The organism is Pontibacillus sp. HN14, from assembly GCF_021129245.1.
In the GTDB taxonomy this organism is placed as follows: Bacteria; Bacillota; Bacilli; order Bacillales; family BH030062; genus Pontibacillus.
The window spans coordinates 498,475-515,560 of record NZ_JAJOLR010000001.1 but is presented as its reverse complement, the minus strand read 5'-3'; the positions used below and the strand labels follow the sequence as shown (position 1 = coordinate 515,560).

Annotated in this window: 14 protein-coding genes and 1 other annotated feature; all 14 genes read right to left on the bottom strand. The window is 42.7% G+C overall.

Annotation, left to right across the window (positions count from 1 at the left end):
• Positions 1-8 precede the first annotated feature (8 nt).
• The 14 genes from pyrE to LQ226_RS02560 all read right to left on the bottom strand — a co-directional run bounded on the left by pyrE (position 9) and on the right by LQ226_RS02560 (position 17,082).
• Complete coding sequence (pyrE, locus tag LQ226_RS02625) at positions 9-650, bottom strand: orotate phosphoribosyltransferase (protein WP_231416290.1); 642 nt, start codon at positions 648-650, stop codon at positions 9-11.
• A complete protein-coding gene (gene pyrF, locus LQ226_RS02620; protein ID WP_231416289.1) occupies positions 640-1,350 on the bottom strand; it encodes an orotidine-5'-phosphate decarboxylase in 711 nt (236 codons plus the stop codon). Before pyrF ends, pyrE begins: the two co-directional genes overlap by 11 nt.
• Entirely contained in the window at positions 1,325-2,260 is a 936-nt protein-coding gene (locus LQ226_RS02615; protein WP_231416288.1) for a dihydroorotate dehydrogenase, read from the bottom strand. The genes pyrF and LQ226_RS02615 overlap by 26 nt, the downstream gene beginning before the upstream one ends.
• Positions 2,260-3,027 carry a dihydroorotate dehydrogenase electron transfer subunit gene (locus LQ226_RS02610; protein ID WP_231416287.1) on the bottom strand — a complete coding sequence of 256 codons (768 nt, stop codon included), beginning with the start codon at positions 3,025-3,027 and terminating at the stop codon, positions 2,260-2,262. The genes LQ226_RS02615 and LQ226_RS02610 overlap by 1 nt, the downstream gene beginning before the upstream one ends.
• Positions 3,021-6,233: a carbamoyl-phosphate synthase large subunit gene (gene carB / locus LQ226_RS02605; RefSeq protein WP_231416286.1), complete on the bottom strand. Its 3,213-nt coding sequence runs from the start codon at positions 6,231-6,233 to the stop codon at positions 3,021-3,023. Before carB ends, LQ226_RS02610 begins: the two co-directional genes overlap by 7 nt.
• Positions 6,212-7,318 (bottom strand): carbamoyl phosphate synthase small subunit, encoded by a 1,107-nt coding sequence (locus LQ226_RS02600; RefSeq protein WP_231416285.1) that lies wholly within the window; start codon positions 7,316-7,318, stop codon positions 6,212-6,214. The genes carB and LQ226_RS02600 overlap by 22 nt, the downstream gene beginning before the upstream one ends.
• Positions 7,296-8,585, bottom strand: coding sequence for a dihydroorotase (locus tag LQ226_RS02595; protein WP_231416284.1), 1,290 nt, complete (start codon positions 8,583-8,585; stop codon positions 7,296-7,298). Before LQ226_RS02595 ends, LQ226_RS02600 begins: the two co-directional genes overlap by 23 nt.
• Positions 8,545-9,471, bottom strand: coding sequence for an aspartate carbamoyltransferase catalytic subunit (locus tag LQ226_RS02590; RefSeq protein ID WP_231416283.1), 927 nt, complete (start codon positions 9,469-9,471; stop codon positions 8,545-8,547). Before LQ226_RS02590 ends, LQ226_RS02595 begins: the two co-directional genes overlap by 41 nt.
• Positions 9,472-9,642: 171 nt before the next feature.
• Positions 9,643-11,022 (bottom strand): solute carrier family 23 protein, encoded by a 1,380-nt coding sequence (locus tag LQ226_RS02585; RefSeq protein ID WP_231416282.1) that lies wholly within the window; start codon positions 11,020-11,022, stop codon positions 9,643-9,645.
• A gap of 155 nt (positions 11,023-11,177) precedes the next feature.
• Complete coding sequence (gene pyrR / locus LQ226_RS02580; protein WP_231416281.1) at positions 11,178-11,720, bottom strand: bifunctional pyr operon transcriptional regulator/uracil phosphoribosyltransferase PyrR; 543 nt, start codon at positions 11,718-11,720, stop codon at positions 11,178-11,180.
• A 191-nt stretch (positions 11,721-11,911) separates the two neighbouring features.
• Positions 11,912-12,817 carry an RluA family pseudouridine synthase gene (locus tag LQ226_RS02575; protein WP_231416280.1) on the bottom strand — a complete coding sequence of 302 codons (906 nt, stop codon included), beginning with the start codon at positions 12,815-12,817 and terminating at the stop codon, positions 11,912-11,914.
• On the bottom strand, positions 12,814-13,278 hold the full coding sequence (lspA, locus tag LQ226_RS02570) for a signal peptidase II (RefSeq protein ID WP_231416279.1): 465 nt from the start codon (positions 13,276-13,278) through the stop codon (positions 12,814-12,816). Before lspA ends, LQ226_RS02575 begins: the two co-directional genes overlap by 4 nt.
• 167 nt (positions 13,279-13,445) lie before the next feature.
• Complete coding sequence (gene ileS / locus LQ226_RS02565) at positions 13,446-16,199, bottom strand: isoleucine--tRNA ligase (RefSeq protein WP_231416278.1); 2,754 nt, start codon at positions 16,197-16,199, stop codon at positions 13,446-13,448.
• Positions 16,200-16,286: 87 nt separating this feature from the next.
• Positions 16,287-16,515 (bottom strand) — a binding site (T-box leader).
• 51 nt (positions 16,516-16,566) lie between these two features.
• Complete coding sequence (locus tag LQ226_RS02560) at positions 16,567-17,082, bottom strand: DivIVA domain-containing protein (RefSeq protein ID WP_231416277.1); 516 nt, start codon at positions 17,080-17,082, stop codon at positions 16,567-16,569.
• Positions 17,083-17,086 lie beyond the last annotated feature (4 nt).

The following is a 17,086-nucleotide window of genomic DNA, read 5'->3' as shown; positions in this document are numbered from 1 at the left end:
AAGAGCATTTACCCTTGGTAATTATATGAAAAAGCTTCAGGGTCTTGATTCCACTCTCGTAAACGAGCATAGCTTTCCTCCGCCACTTTCTCTTCCTCCTTCATCACCTGAAGTAAGTAAGGAAATGTCGTTAATGATTGATAGGAAAGGTCAGCATCCCGAAATGCCTCTACTGCTTTTTGTAGTTCATAGGAGAATAAGGCTAAGACACCTGTAACGTTGATCCCCTCTTTTTGAAGAGCCTGTGCAGCAGCGATCGAGCTTTTCCCGGTCGAGATCAAATCTTCGATGACGATCGCATTTTGTCCAGCTTCCATACTTCCTTCAATTTGATTCCCTTTGCCATGACCTTTCGCTTTATCTCTTACATATACCATAGGAAGACCCAGACATTCTGCTACCCAAGCCGCATGAGGAATCCCCGCTGTTGCACATCCTGCTATAAGATCTGTGTCTGGGTAATCTTCCCGTATCTTCTCCGCTAAGGATTGAGCAATCTCTTTTCTTAACCGGACATCACTCATCACGAGTCGATTATCACAATAAACAGGAGACAATATGCCAGATGTCCATTTAAAAGGATCTTCTGGACTAAATTGGAGAGCCTCGATTTCAAATAATCGCTTTGCAAGTTGTTTATTACTTAACATATGTCCACTCCTCACTAAATAATCGATACATTTCTACAGGCTTATCTGCTTTTGTAATCCCTCTTCCAACGACGATGGAGTCAACCCCAAGCTCTCTGGCCCTGCTTGGTGTGACGACCCGCTTCTGATCATGATGAGGTCCCGCTTTCAAACGAATTCCAGGACAAAGAAGGTAGAAAGAATCAGGTAAAGCTTGACGTATTGCACTTACCTCATGGGCGGAGCAAACAACACCATCTGCACCGGACCGGTGGGCCATTTTCGCATAGTTTACCACGGTTTCTTCAAGCGTCAGGGAGATTCCAAGCTCTTCATGTAACATGCTTTCTGTTGTAGAGGTGAGTTGAGTTACTGCTAAAAGAAGCGGAGGAGTTTCTCCTATCCTTGTTCCTTCTAGTAAACCTTTCTTTGCGGCTTGTATCATTTCAGAGCCTCCAGCGGCATGAACATTTACTACATCCACCCCTAAAGAAGCCAGGTTTTTCATAGCTGATTGAACAGTGTTTGGGATGTCATGCAATTTTAAATCAAGAAAGATCGCATGCCCCTGCTCTTTTAATACGCGCACAATTTCTGCACCTTCTTTGTAAAAAAGCTCCATGCCTACTTTGACAGGTACGCCTTCGAGTCCTTGTTCTTTAATAAAGGAGAGAGCTTGCCCTCCTGATGGAAAGTCAAGAGCCAGATAAAGAGGTTTCATTTTGTCTAAAACTCCTTCCAACACAATCTGTAACCGATTCATATCCATACGCTTCTAGAGCTTCAGGCAATTGCTCAATCAACTCTGGGCACACTAAAGGGTTTTGAAAATTCGCCGTCCCTACAGCTACTGCACTCGCGCCTGCTAGTAAGAATTCCAACACATCTTCCACGCACGCAACGCCACCCATACCAATAATTGGAATATTAACAGCCTGACTAACCTGATAAACCATCCGGATCGCTACAGGTTTAATAGAAGGTCCTGATAAACCTCCTGTCCCATTCGCTAAAACAGGTCTCCCTGTTGTTAGATCAAGCTTCATCCCTACAAGAGTGTTAATCATGGATAAACCATCTGCACCAGCTTCTTCTACAGCCTTTGCCATCGCAACAATATCACCCGTGTTTGGAGACAACTTTACATATACCGGCACCTGACTAACACGTTTCACAGCTCTTGTTAATGAAGCAGCTAGCGCAGGGTCTGTTCCAAAGTGTATTCCACCCTCTTTCACGTTAGGGCAGGATATGTTCAGCTCTATGGCGTTCACTTTTGAATGAGCAGAGATTTCTTTTGCCACTTCAACATACTCTTCTTCAGAACTTCCGGCTACGTTCGCAAGGATTGGCGTATCAAATTGTTCAAGAAACTGTAGTTCCTCTTCCATTATGCGCGTGACGCCGGGGTTTTGTAGTCCAATGGCATTGAGCATCCCACCGGATGTTTCCGCTACTCGAGGTGTGGCATTGCCGTATCGACTCTCTTTTGTCGCAGCTTTAATCGTAATGGCCCCTAGCTCATTTAAGTCATAAAATTCGCTGAATTCGCGACCGAAACCAAAACAACCAGATGCAGGCAGGATTGGATTTTTAAGCTCCAACCCTGGTAAAGATACGCGTAAATCCATTACAATACCACCTCTCCAGCAGGAAATACAGGACCATCCTGACAAATTTTCCGATATCCTTTCACGTCTTCAGGGTCCTTCGCTTCGCACACACAAGCAAAACACGCTCCAACTCCACAACCCATGCGCTCTTCAAGGGAAATATATCCCGGAATCTGAAAGGAGTCAGAGACCCCTTTTAGCATAGGCTTAGGACCACAGCTATAAAAGCGAGACACCGATGAATCTAGTTCATTCAGTAGCTCTGTCACTCTTCCTTTATAGCCATAGCTCCCATCATCCGTTGTAATCATTGTTTCCCCAAGCTGACGGAATTCGTCTTCATAAAAGATCTGGCTTATGTTTTGGAATCCTAAAATAGAAGTAACCGTATTTCCTTGCTCGACAAGTTTTCTTCCGAGATAGTAAAGGGGAGGTACGCCTACGCCACCACCGATTAAAACGATATGCTCATCTTGCACCTTATCAATGGGAAATCCATTTCCACGAGGCCCGAGGACATCTACGATTTCACCTGGTTGTTTTTGTGATAGCCATTTTGTACCATGACCGACAATTTTATAAATGACTGTGACAATGTGATGGTCAACATTTGCAATGGAAAGGGGTCTCCTCAATACATGAGAAGTCCCGTCCCCTACTTTTATATGGAGGAACTGTCCTGGTTGCTTCATCGTATTGACGAAGCGACCAGTCAGTTTGATTTCAAATGTGTTCTCGGCTATCTGCTTGTTTTGAAGAATATGCATGTCATCTTTTTTTAACATGTAGCGACCACCTTTTGTTTAGACGTCTTAGGCATCGATTGAGCTGTAAAGGTCATCGACTCTATAACTCGTAAGATGGCTGATGCCGTATCAAGAGATGTCAGGCAAGGTAAACCGTGCTCAACAGCCTCACGACGTATACGGAACCCGTCTTTACGTGTTTGTTTCCCAGTGGTGAGCGTATTAATAACCATGTGAACTTGCCCTTTTTGTACCACATCCAACACGGTTTGTTTCTCCGAGCCGATCTTAGCCACTTTCGTTACAGGAAGACCTTCTTCTTCGAGGGTAGATCCCGTCCCTTCTGTTGCATATAGCTCGAAACCTAGCTGGTGGAACCTTTCTGCAAGTTCTAGAAGTTCTTCTTTATCTTTATCAGCCACCGTCATGAGCACAGCTCCATTACGAGGGACTTCGATTCCTGAAGCAGTCAAACCTTTATACAGGGCTTTCTCAAGCGTGACATCCCGACCAAGCACTTCCCCAGTCGATTTCATTTCGGGTCCAAGGTAGGTATCTACACTTCGAAGTTTTTCAAATGAGAATACGGGAACCTTTACAAAAACTTCATTCGGTTCTTTTAGGATCCCGTTTGTAAAGCCTAACTCCTTCAAAGTTGATCCTACGATTAATTGAGTAGAAAGTTTAGCCATCGTGACACCTGTAATCTTACTAAGGAACGGTACTGTTCGGCTTGCTCTTGGATTTACTTCTAGTACATACACTTCATTGTTGTGAAGCACCAATTGAATGTTAATTAACCCAACGATTCCGAGTTCCCGGGCGATACGGGTTGTATATTCTACACATTTCTTTTTAATGTCCTCACTAATACGTTGGGTTGGGTAAACAGCAATCGAGTCCCCTGAGTGTACACCTGCTCGTTCGATGTGTTCCATGACCCCCGGGATGACGACGGTCTCTCCATCACTTATTGCATCCACTTCGATTTCAATCCCTGTCATATACGTATCGATTAGAACAGGGTGGTCTTTGTGTACTTTTACCGCTTCTTCTATATACCTCTCTAGTTCAAACTGATCGTGCACAATTTCCATTGCTCGTCCTCCAAGGACATAGGATGGACGGACAACTAGGGGGAATCCTAGCGTTTCGGAAGCTTGCATCGCTTCTTGTGCTGATGTTGCACAAATCCCTTTCGGCTGAGGAATACCTAGTTTAGATAGAGTATATTCAAATTTATCCCGGTCCTCAGAACGATCGATTGCCTCAAGAGAAGTTCCTAGTATTTGGACCCCTCTTCTCGCTAAACCATCTGCTAGGTTAATAGCCGTTTGCCCACCAAACTGTACGATAACCCCCTTTGGTTTCTCTAATTCAACCACATGCATGACATCTTCTAATGTAAGGGGTTCAAAGTAAAGTTTGTCAGAGATACTAAAATCGGTTGATACGGTCTCAGGATTATTATTCATAATGATGGCTTCATATCCTGCTTCTTTTAGAGCCAGGACTGAGTGCACGGTAGCATAATCAAATTCAACGCCTTGACCGATTCGGATAGGCCCGGAACCAAGAACGAGGATCTTCTCACGATCTAATCGCTTAGATTCATTTTCCTCTTCATATGAGCTGTAGAAATAAGGTGTGGTGGATTCAAACTCAGCTGCACATGTATCTACCATCTTATAGACTGGCATAATGCTTTCGTTCATACGGTAGTTGTATACCTCATCTTCTGTTGTATTCCATACTCTTGCCAACGCAGTGTCTGAAACGCCTTTTTCTTTAGCCTTTTTCAGTAAAGATGGATTCCAAGGTTCAAGAGCCAATTGCTTTTCTAATTGGATCATCCCCTCAAACTTCTCCACAAAGAAAGGATCGATTTTGGTGTGGTGGACGATCTCTTCTTTGCTCATTCCCCTTCTGAAAGCTTCGCCAATGATAAAGAGGCGCTCATCATCTGCTTTAATAAGTCGTTCAATGATTTCTTCTTCCCCTAGGTCTTTCATGTCCTCTAGATACAATTCCTCTGTGCCAATCTCAAGAGAACGAACTGCTTTAAGCATGGATTCTTCAAAGTTTCGTCCAACCGCCATCACTTCTCCTGTGGCCTTCATTTGCGTGCCTAAGATACGGTGGCCTTTTATGAACTTATCAAATGGCCATCGAGGGATCTTTGAGACCACATAGTCAAGAGCTGGCTCAAATAGGGCGTAAGACGTTTCTGTAACAGGATTTTTTATCTCATCAAGCGTAAGACCCACTGCAATCTTGGCTGCAATCTTCGCGATTGGGTATCCCGTTGCTTTCGATGCAAGAGCTGAAGAACGACTCACCCTTGGGTTCACTTCAATGATGTAGTAGTCAAAGCTATATGGATCAAGTGCCAGCTGGACGTTACAGCCCCCTTCAATCTCTAAAGCACGGATAATTTTCAGAGAAACATTTCGAAGCATCTGATACTCTCGGTCACTTAATGTCTGACTCGGCGCTACTACAATGGAATCTCCGGTGTGGATTCCTACAGGATCCACATTTTCCATATTACAAACAACAATGGCATGGTCGTTGTGGTCTCGCATGACTTCATATTCAATTTCTTTAAATCCTGCTATGTTCTTCTCAATAAGACATTGATTAACCGGTGAGAGCTGAAGGCCGGAATGGGCAATGGTTTCAAGATCTTGTCTTGAGTAGCACATTCCGCCTCCTGCACCTCCCATTGTGTAAGCGGGGCGTACAATTACGGGGTAACCAATTTCATCGGCAAACTCTAATGCCGCATCTACTGTACTCACAATTGTGCTCTCTGGCACAGGCTCATTTAGCTCATACATAAGTGATCGGAACTTCTCTCTATCCTCAGCTTGTTGAATGGCGTCTAGTGACGTTCCTAATAGTTCCACATTGAAATCACGTAATACACCTGCTTCGTCAAGCTGCACCGCCATGTTCAATCCAGTTTGCCCACCTAATGTTGGCAGAAGGGCATCTGGTTTCTCTTTCCGAATAATCTTAGCCAGGAATTCGACGGTTAAAGGCTCCATATACACTTCATCCGCTATCGTCTCATCTGTCATAATTGTAGCTGGATTTGAGTTTGCTAGAATGACTTCATAACCTTCTTCTTTTAACGACTGGCATGCCTGCGTACCAGAGTAGTCGAACTCAGCTGCTTGACCTATTGTAATGGGGCCAGACCCGATCACTAGTATTTTATTTATATCTGTACGCTTTGGCATACAACTCGCTCCCTTCTTTTGTCACGTTTTACCGCTAGTAAAAACTCATCAAATAATCCGTTTGAATCCTCAGGACCTGGTGCACTCTCTGGATGATACTGGACAGAAAAGGCTGAAAAGTTTGGATGAAAGAGTCCTTCAACTGTTCCATCGTTCAGCGCATATTGACTAATTTGTAATTCGGTTTCTTTAATTGAATCCTCTTCGACCGCATATCCGTGGTTTTGACTAGTCATGTATACACGGCCTGTTGCGATATCTTTTACCGGGTGATTTGAACCTCTGTGTCCAAATTTCATCTTGCTCGTATCTGCACCACAAGCCAGTGCAAAGAGCTGGTGGCCGAGACATATCCCAAACAAAGGAATTCTTCCAAGCAATCCCTGCACCATCTCCACAGCTTCTGGTACATCCTTTGGATCCCCAGGCCCGTTTGAGAGCATGACGCCATCTGGTTTTAACTGCATAATTTCTTCTGCTGTTGTGTTATAAGGAACAACCGTTACATGACTGTTTCGCTTTGTAAATTCCCTTAAGATTCCGTGCTTCATCCCAAAGTCTACAAGTACGATACGCTCTCCACGACCTGGAACGACGTAAGGCTTAACGGTGGAAACCTTTTTCACTTGATCCGTGCTGAACTGCTCATCGCGTAAGGATGCTGCCACTTCTTCAGGAGACTCCTCCACGGAGGCGAAAGCTCCCTTCATCGTCCCGAACTCACGAATTTTCTTAGTTAATTTACGTGTATCAACACCAGTGATGCCTGGAATGCCTCTAGCTTTCAGATAATCATGGATAGTATCTTCAGAGCGAAAATTACTAGGGTGAGAACAAGCTTCTTTCACAATCAGCCCGCTAACAGATGGATTAATCGTTTCGAAGTCTTCGCGGTTGATCCCATAGTTTCCGATAAGAGGATAGGTTAAGGTGACGATTTGACCACAATATGATGGATCGGAAAGAATTTCTTGATACCCTGTCATTCCTGTATTAAAGACGACCTCCCCACTTGTAAGAATGTCACTTCCAAGTGCTTCACCTACAAAAGTTGTTCCGTCTTCAAGAATTAGTTGTCGTTTCATATAAGTCCTCCCCTTTCCAAATCACTTCTCCATCAACCATGGTTAATTCAACCTCACCTGTTATGTCCCAACCATCAAAAGGCGTATTCGTCCCTTTCGATGCAAAAACTCTTTTGTCTATCACACCTGCTTTATCTGGATCTAACAGTACCAAGTCAGCTGGAGCTCCTTCTTTAAGAGTGCCATACGTCAACCCAAACACTCGAGCGGGCTTTACACTCATCCAATCGACTAATTGGCCAAGAGTAAAGCGTCCTGTTTTCACAAAATAAGTGTTTAAGAGAGAGAATGCCGTTTCAAGCCCAACAATCCCAAATGGCGCACTTAGAAAACCGCCGTTTTTCTCTTCTTCGGTATGGGGTGCATGGTCTGTGGCAATAAAATCAATCGTTCCATCTTCTAATCCTTCTATAAGGGCTAACTGATCTTCTTTAGCTCGGAGAGGAGGATTCATTTTAAAGAGCGCATCGTCTCCTGGTATATCCTCTTCTGTTAAAAGAAGATGATGTGGGGTAACTTCAGCCGTTACAGGAATTCCAGCCCTTTTAGCGTCACGGATGACACGCACCGATTCTTTCGTACTTACATGACAGACATGGTAGTGACAGCCCGTAGCTTCCGCGAGCAAGACATCTCGAGCGATTTGAACAGATTCACATATAGAAGGAATTCCAGGAAGATTTAATTCTTCACTTCTTCTCCCATTGTGCATCACGCCACCTTGAATTAGATTATTGTCCTCACAGTGTGCTACAACAGCCATATTCAATGCAGATGCTTGTTTCATTGCTTCTAGCATCATATTTGCCGATTGCACGCCAACTCCATCATCTGTGAAGGCAAAAGCGCCAAGTTCTTTTAGCGTCTTCATATCCACTAACTCAGATCCAAGCTGTCTTGTGGTTATAGAAGCATATGGCAAGACCCTGACCGCAGCATCGGTTTTAATTTTGTCGTTTAAGGCGTTCATATGTTTATCACAATCTGGAACCGGTCTTGTATTAGGCATGGCACATACCGTAGTGAAGCCCCCTCGAGCTGCGGCTCTTGTCCCGGTTTCTATCGTCTCTTTCGCCTCGCCACCTGGCTCACGTAAATGGATGTGTACATCTACAAATCCTGGGGCAACTATTTTTCCTTTACCATCTATAATTTGATCTGCCTCTATCTCTTCAGTTGTAAATCCTTGAATCGTGTTTCCCTCGATGATTAGGTTTGTCTTTTCATTACTTTGTAAGGTGTGTATGTTCTTCAGTAGTGTACGCATCCAATTCTCCTCCTTCTTGTAATGCCGCTTGTAACATGGCCATTCTTACATAAACGCCGTTCTCCATTTGAGTAAAAATACGTGAGCGTTTTGTTTCTACTAATTCATCTTCCATTTCAACTCCTCTGTTCACAGGAGCGGGATGTAAGATAATACTCTCTCGTTTCATTCGCCTTTCACGAGCAAGTGTGAGCCCGTGCTCTTCTAGATAATGGGACTGATTCACTTGTTTGGCATGTCGTTCATTCTGAATACGTAAAAGCATCAGAGCATCCGCTTGTTCGACAGCCTGATCAATCTGTATATAAGGAAAAGGAAGGGTGTTGTCTTTCCATTCGTCTGGACCTGACAAACTCACCTCAGCCCCTAATCGATGCAAAGCATAAGCATTCGAACGGGCTACACGGCTATGTTTGACATCTCCAGAAATTACGACGTGCACATTTTCAAACGTTCCAAACTCTTCATAAATGGTGTACAGATCTAGTAAACACTGTGATGGATGCTCCCCCTTTCCATCCCCGCCGTTTAAGATCGGGATGGACACCCCGTTAACAAGCTCATGGTAGTATCCTTCTTTAGGATGGCGGATCACTACGGCTGAAGCACCTATTGCCTGGGCTGTTCGAACCGTATCGTAAAGCGTTTCACCTTTTTGTAAACTTGAACTTTCTGGAGAAAAATCTAGCACATTGAAACCTAAGCGTTTCTCAGCAACTTCGAAACTCATTTTAGTCCTTGTACTAGGTTCAAAGAATAGATTGGCTACAAATGTAGGTCTATCCTGAACTATGGGAACTTGCTTCCCTTTCCATTCTTTCGCTCGTGTTAACACCCCATAGATTTCCTCATTTGATAAATCATTCATGGTAAGAATATGTTTCATGCCTCTTTCCCCTTTCTTAAATCGGAAAAGGTATAAAAAAACCAGCATCCCTGATAAGGATGCTGGTTAAACTGGGTCCGTGATTTGTTAAAAAAGCGCACGAAACACAGATCGAACCTTTTCACCCTTAGAAACCTCTCTGGACTTCTTTAAAAAGTGCTAAATGTCGACTTAGGCAGCTGAATCATCTGATTTTTCAGCTTCTGTTTGCTCTTCTGTTTTGAACATGTTGCCATTTCCATAGGCTGATTCTCTACCTGGTAAAAAGAGATTTAAGATCACACCTACAATCGTTGCTAGTGCCATTGAGGAGACTTCGAAATCAGCGATTTGAATTTTCGCTCCTCCGACACCGATGACTAAAATTACTGAGGAAATAATTAAGTTTCGTTTATCACCCAGGTCAATGTTGTTATCAATCAACATCCGTAAGCCACTTGAGGCTATGATTCCGAAAAGTAAGATGGAGACTCCGCCCATAACTGCTGATGGGATGGCACCTATTACCTCAGTTACAATTCCGATAAATCCGAAGAAGATAGCCGTTACTGCTGCTCCTCCTATAACAAAGACACTAAATACTTTCGTTATGGCTAGTACACCAATGTTTTCTCCGTAAGTGGTATTTGGGGGGCCTCCTAAACATGAAGCAAGGACAGTGGCGATCCCGTCACCGGCGATCGAGCGATGGAGTCCTGGCTTTTCTAAGAAGTTCTGACCTACCACTTTCGAGAGGACCATTTGATCTCCAATGTGTTCAGCGATAGTTACAAAAGCAATCGGCACCATAATAAGAGCAATTTCTGCAAACGGGACTGATCCAGGCGTAAAGTCTACAAATGGCACCGTAAAGTCGGGCATTTGAAACACACTGCCAAGAAAGCTTACCAAGCCTGTCGCTGAGGTGATTTGATTCCATTCCGCAGCAATTCCGCTCGTATCCACTACCCCTTGTGTTAAAGCGAACAAGTAGCCACCTGTAATTCCGAAGAGTACAGGTATAATATTCATAAATCCTTTAAAGAACAGTGATGCTATAATCGTTAAGCCAAGAGTTACTGCGGCGATCATCATAAATGTTAAAGAATAATTTCCTTCACTGTCGTTCATGGCCATATCAACTGCTGTTGATGCTAACCCAAGCCCAATAACGATAATAACAGGACCTACTACTACAGGAGGTAAGATCTTCATAATCCACTTCGTACCAAACCCTTTAATCAGTAATGCTACAACTCCGTACACTAGACCGGCCATCAAGCTTCCCATCATAATCCCTGGCACACCTGCTGCCTGGTCCGCTGCTATAATGGGAGGTATAAAGGCGAAGCTAGAACCAAGATAAGCTGGTATTCTTCCTTTTGTGATCGCCATATAGGCAAGGGTTCCTACACCACTTGATACCAGTGCAACAGCCGGAGACAACCCTGTAAGAAATGGGACCAAAATGGTGGCTCCAAACATCGCGAATAAATGCTGCAGACTTAATGCGATCCATTTCGGTATGCTTGGCACTTCCCTTACTCCTAAATTAACTTGATTCTTTTTCATAAATAAGCCTCCTCTTTCATGAACACGTATTTTAGCTATAAAAAAAACCTCTTCGCGAAAGCTCGCAAAGAGGTAGACGTGTCCTGAATATACACGTTCCCTATTCATTGCGACCTTTCGAGCCTCTCTGGACTTCATTTAAAGGTCTTCTATTTTTACTTTGTAAAAATACTTACTTCATCCACTTCATCTGATTCTAAGAGTTGCACTCCAATAACTTCTTCCTGAGAAGTAGGAACATTTTTGCCAACATAATCTGCACGAATCGGCAATTCACGGTGACCACGGTCTACGAGTACAGCTAATTGTACTTGTGAAGGTCTGCCATAATCCATAATCGCATCCATTGCAGCTCGAACCGTCCTTCCGGTATAAAGCACATCATCGACAAGAATCACTTTCTTATTTGTTAAGTCCGTATTAACGTGTGTACCCTTAATTGTAGGATCCGCTTGATCTTCTGATTTTGAAAGATCATCTCTGTAAAGGGTAATATCTACTTCACCAATCGGTACGTCGACCCCTTCAATTTGAGAGATCTTATCTGCAAGTCGTTTGGCTAATGGAACCCCTCTTGTTTTGATTCCAACCAGGACAAGACCCTCTACCCCTTTATTCTTCTCAAGAATTTCATGGGCAACTCGTGTAAGGCCTCGCCGGATGGCTGCTTCATCTAATACGAGTGCTTTCTTTTCCATGTTGACTATTCCCTCCTGTACTAACCAGGTACGCAAAAAATCCCCTTCTACCGTGGTAGAAGGGGATTTAGATAGACGTATGTCTATTGAGACATACTACACTCATCCGTACCCTTCTCAGCCTCACGGGACTGTTTTAAAGGTCTATATTCTAGTTACATATTATTGCATAGGTTCGTGAATACGTCAACCTATTTCGTAAGATCAACAAGCACTTGTTCTAATTCTACCGGTAGTTCTGAATTGAAATGGAGGTACTCCCCTGTTGAAGGGTGGGTAAACCCTAGTTCCTTCGCGTGAAGTGCTTGTCCATTTAAATCGAGCGTTTTTCGAGGACCGTATTTCGGATCACCTACAATAGGATGTTCAATATAGTTCATATGAACACGAATTTGATGAGTACGGCCTGTTTCTAGCACACATTCTACTAGAGTATGCTCTTCAAAGCGATCTAATACCTTAAAGTGTGTAACCGCATTTTTACCACCTTCAACAACCCCCATCTTCTGGCGGTCTTTTGGGTCTCTTCCAATAGGAGCATCAATCGTTCCGTATTCGTGATGAATTACGCCTGAAACAAGCGCCACATACTTACGCTCTACACTTTTATCGGAAAGCTGCTCGGCTAGTGAGGTATGAGCTTTGTCATTCTTAGCAACCATTAACAACCCGCTTGTATCTTTATCAATGCGGTGAACAATGCCAGGCCGCATAACTCCATTAATGCCCGATAAATCCTGGCAATGGTACAACAAAGCATTTACGAGGGTGCCACTATTATGACCCGCAGATGGATGGACAACCATACCTTTAGGTTTATTGACTACGATTACATCTTGATCCTCATAAACAATATCAAGGGGGATATCTTCTGCTAGCACTTCCATTGGCTCAGGTTCAGGAACTTCCCATGATAATAAATCCCCTTCCTGACATTTATAGTTACTTTTCTGATAAGAATCATTTACGGTAACATGTTGATCCTTTATCCAAACTTGTACTTGAGCACGTGAAGCGTCTTCGCTCAAGGCTGTTAGGACTTTATCTAATCTCTCATTATGTTCATTTGATGTTATTGTGTAGGAATTTAAACTCATTTTGCGCTTCCTTTCTTCCGTTCATCTAAAATTGTAGCAATAAAGACAAGACCGACACCAACGACAAGAGATGAATCCGCTACATTGAATATCGGAAAGTCATAGCTACCTATATATACATCTAGAAAATCGACGACCTCTTTTCGGAAAATCCGATCAATAAAGTTTCCAATAGCACCGCCTAAGATAAGTGCAAGTGACAGGCCGAGTATAGGATTTCCTTTCGCATATTTCTGAATATAATACACCACAAAGGCGATTACAAACGCTGTTATAATATAGAAAAACCAAAGCTGGCCTTCTAACATACCCCAAGCTGCCCCTTTATTACGATGAGACGTAATATAAAATACATTTTCAATTACCGGGATGCTTTCAAGCAATTTCATTTGCGTTTCAATTACCCATTTTGTTGCTTGGTCAATAAGAATAATAACAACCGCTAACATGTAATACCACAAGACTTGTTCCTCCGTTCTAGACAGACTATTCCTTTAGCATTTTACCATACTTCCTTCAAACATGCCCGAAAATCATAAACAGTAAAGTAAAGTTTAGCACCTAATAGATGCGAATAAATAGAAAACCTGTCTCTACCCAAAGGTAAAGACAGGTCTTATTTAAACTCTTATGCTTCATAGTGTTCTTCTACAACAGAAGCACAGCGTGGGCAAAGTTCAGGATGAGCTTCACTTGCTCCAATTTCTTCTGATACCACCCAGCAACGCTGGCACTTCTCTCCAGAATGAGCTTTCACTAGAACAGATACATGGTCATATTCCTTGGCTTCTGAAACTGTTTCTGCCACTTCAGCACCTGAAACGATTAATAACTGTTCTAAATGATTGATGCTTTCTAGGAGCTGCTTCGTTTGTTCATCTTTCGGAACGATCGTTACATGAGCTTCTAGTGATTTACCAATTACTTTTTCAGCACGCGCTTCCTCTAATGCTTTTAATACATCATCACGTACTCCCATGAAGTGATCCCATTTTGCTTTTAAGGCTTCATGATTATGAACGCTTTGAACTTCTGGTAAGTCAGTTAATTGCACACTCTCTTCTTCTACACCTGGGATATGCTGATAAACCTCATCTGCTGTATGAGAAAGGATTGGGGAAAGAAGTTTTGTAAGAGATGTTACGATTTCGTAATACACGGTTTGGATACTACGTCGGCGCACATCATCTTTTGCTTCAATATATAGAATGTCTTTCGCAAAATCCAGGTAGAATGAGCTTAAATCAATTGTACAGAAATTATGAACGGCATGATAGATCGTAGAGAACTCATACTCGTCATATGCTTTTCTCACCGTGCTTGTAAGCTCTTGCAGGCGAAGGTACATATAACGGTCTACCTCTTGAAGGTTTTCTTGCTCCACATAATTAGTGTTCGGATCAAAGTCATGTAAGTTTCCTAGTAAGAAACGGAAAGTGTTACGAATTTTACGGTAGACTTCTGATACTTGTTTTAAAATATCATCTGATATGCGAACATCAGCCTGATAGTCTGCGCTTGCGACCCAAAGGCGAAGGATATCAGCACCAAGTTGCTTCATAACCTTATCTGGCACCACAACGTTCCCTACGGATTTACTCATTTTACGACCTTGTCCATCAAGAGCAAATCCATGGCTAAGGATGCCTTTAAATGGAGCTTTGCCTGTTACAGCAACCGACGTAGAAAGAGAAGAGTTGAACCAACCTCTATACTGGTCAGAACCCTCTAAATAGAGGTCTGCTGGTCTCGCTAAATCTTCACGTTCATGAAGAACAGCTTGATGAGAAGAACCACTATCAAACCATACATCCATAATATCCTGCTCTTTTGTAAAGGTTCCGTTTGGACTGTGCTCTGACGTAAATCCTTCCGGAAGTAAATCTTTTGCTTCGCGCTCAAACCAAACGTTTGAACCATGTTCACGGAACAAATCGGAAACATGTTGAATGGTTTCTGGTGTAATAATTGGTGTCCCGTCTTCACCGTAAAATACGGGAATTGGTACTCCCCATGCACGCTGACGAGAGATACACCAATCTTCACGATCACGAACCATGTTGTAAAGACGTGTTTCGCCCCATGCTGGTGTCCATTTTGTTTGTTTAATTTCTTCTAAAATTTCTTCTCGGAAATCTTTAATAGAAGCAAACCACTGGCTTGTAGCACGGAAGATCGTTGGCTTCTTCGTACGCCAGTCATGTGGATAGGAGTGAGTAATAAATGTTAAGTCTAGTAATGCTCCCACTTCTTTTAATTTCTCTGTAATATCTTTATTCGCTGCATCATAGAATAGGCCTTCATACCCTGGTGCCTCATCTGTGAAATAACCTTTCTCATCAACAGGGCAAAGAACGTCAAGTCCGTATTGTTTACCAACCCAAAAGTCATCTTCCCCGTGTCCTGGCGCTGTGTGTACACAACCCGTACCAGCATCTGTTGTTACGTGTTCTCCTAATACAACAAGGGAGGTGCGATCATATAAAGGATGCTTTGCTTCTACTCGTTCTAGCTCACTACCTTTATATGTTTTTACAATTTCAGGGTTTGACCATTCTAATGCTTCTGCTACTTCATCTATTAACTTCTCAGCTATAATGTAGTGATGGTTATCTACTTTTACTTTGACATAGTTAAGATCAGGATGCACAGCTATCCCCTGATTCGCTGGAATCGTCCAAGGCGTTGTTGTCCAAATGATGAACGTTTCGTCCCCATCTAAAACACCATTCGTCTCCTGTACATCGAATCCTACGTAAATGGATGCCGAACGTTTGTCTTGATATTCAATTTCAGCTTCTGCTAGCGCAGACTCTGATGAAGGGCTCCAGTAGACCGGCTTTTTCCCTTTATAGATATAGCCTTTGTTAGCCATTGTACCAAAGACTTCAATTTGAGCCGCTTCATAGTCTTTGTTTAACGTAATATATGGATTGTCCCAATCTCCACGTACTCCTAGCTGTTTGAACTGAGTGCGCTGATTATCAACTTGCTTTAACGCATACTCCGCACATTTTTCACGGAATTCAGCAACCGTCATTTTCTTTCGGTTTACTTTCTTCTTCGCTAGCGCCTGTTCAATCGGTAAGCCGTGTGTGTCCCACCCTGGTACATAAGGAGCATGGAAACCAGCCATTGATTTATAGCGAACGATAAAGTCTTTTAATACTTTATTAAGTGCGTGTCCCATATGAAGATCTCCATTGGCATATGGAGGTCCATCATGAAGAACGAAGAGCGGACGACCTTTTGTACGCTCCTGCACTTTTTCATACATATTCATTTCTTCCCATTGTTGTTGCATCTTAGGCTCACGATTCGGAAGGTTCCCTCGCATCGGAAACGCAGTCTTAGGCATGAGCAGGGTTTCTTTATAATTCATATAACCCGTTCCTCCTTCATAAGTTCAGCATAGTCAAGTTGACTCAGGCTGATACCCTTTTGAACACAAAAAAGACCTTCTCATCCCAGAAGGGACGAGAAGGTCTCGCGGTACCACCCTTATAGATTAAAAGACACGTATGTCCTAGAAAATCCACTCTGATTCGTAACGTGAATAAAACGCCTCTATTTACATCGAAAATCAATAAAGGTACTCGAGGGTGATGTTCCAAAATAATTTCTGACTCAGGCTTCCACCATCCCTGATTCGCTTTTTCAGACTCATTATTTCGTACTGTCCCTGTCATCATATATGTGTATATGGATGTAGTTCTGTTAATGAATTATATGTAAAAATAGCTTTAGCGTCAAGAGTTATTTTGAGCCAGCTCTTTTTCATATTCCGTTTCTTCTTCGATCTCCACATCAAACAGTTCATCCCAGTCATCAGTATCTAACATATCAAGCTGAGCTTCTACCATCATTTTCAAACGAGTGCGGAAAACCTTTGCTTGTTTCTTTAATTCTTCAACTTCAAGAGAAATTCTGCGGGACTTCGATAAAGCTTCATTAATAATCCGATCAGCATTTTTCTCTGCTTCTTTTACGATTAGCTTTGATTCTTTATTGGCATGGCCTTTTACCTCTTCAGCCGTCTCTTGAGCCACAAGAATCGATTTATTTAACGTTTCTTCTATATTACTAAAGTGACCAAGCTTCTCGTCAAGCTGGCTAACTTTCTCTTCTAAATTCTTCTTTTCACGGATGACTAATTCATAATCTTTAATAATCTGATCGAGAAATTCATTGACCTCATCTTCGTCATATCCTCTGAATCCACGCGTAAACTCTTTGTTATGAATGTCCAATGGTGTAAGTGCCACAGGG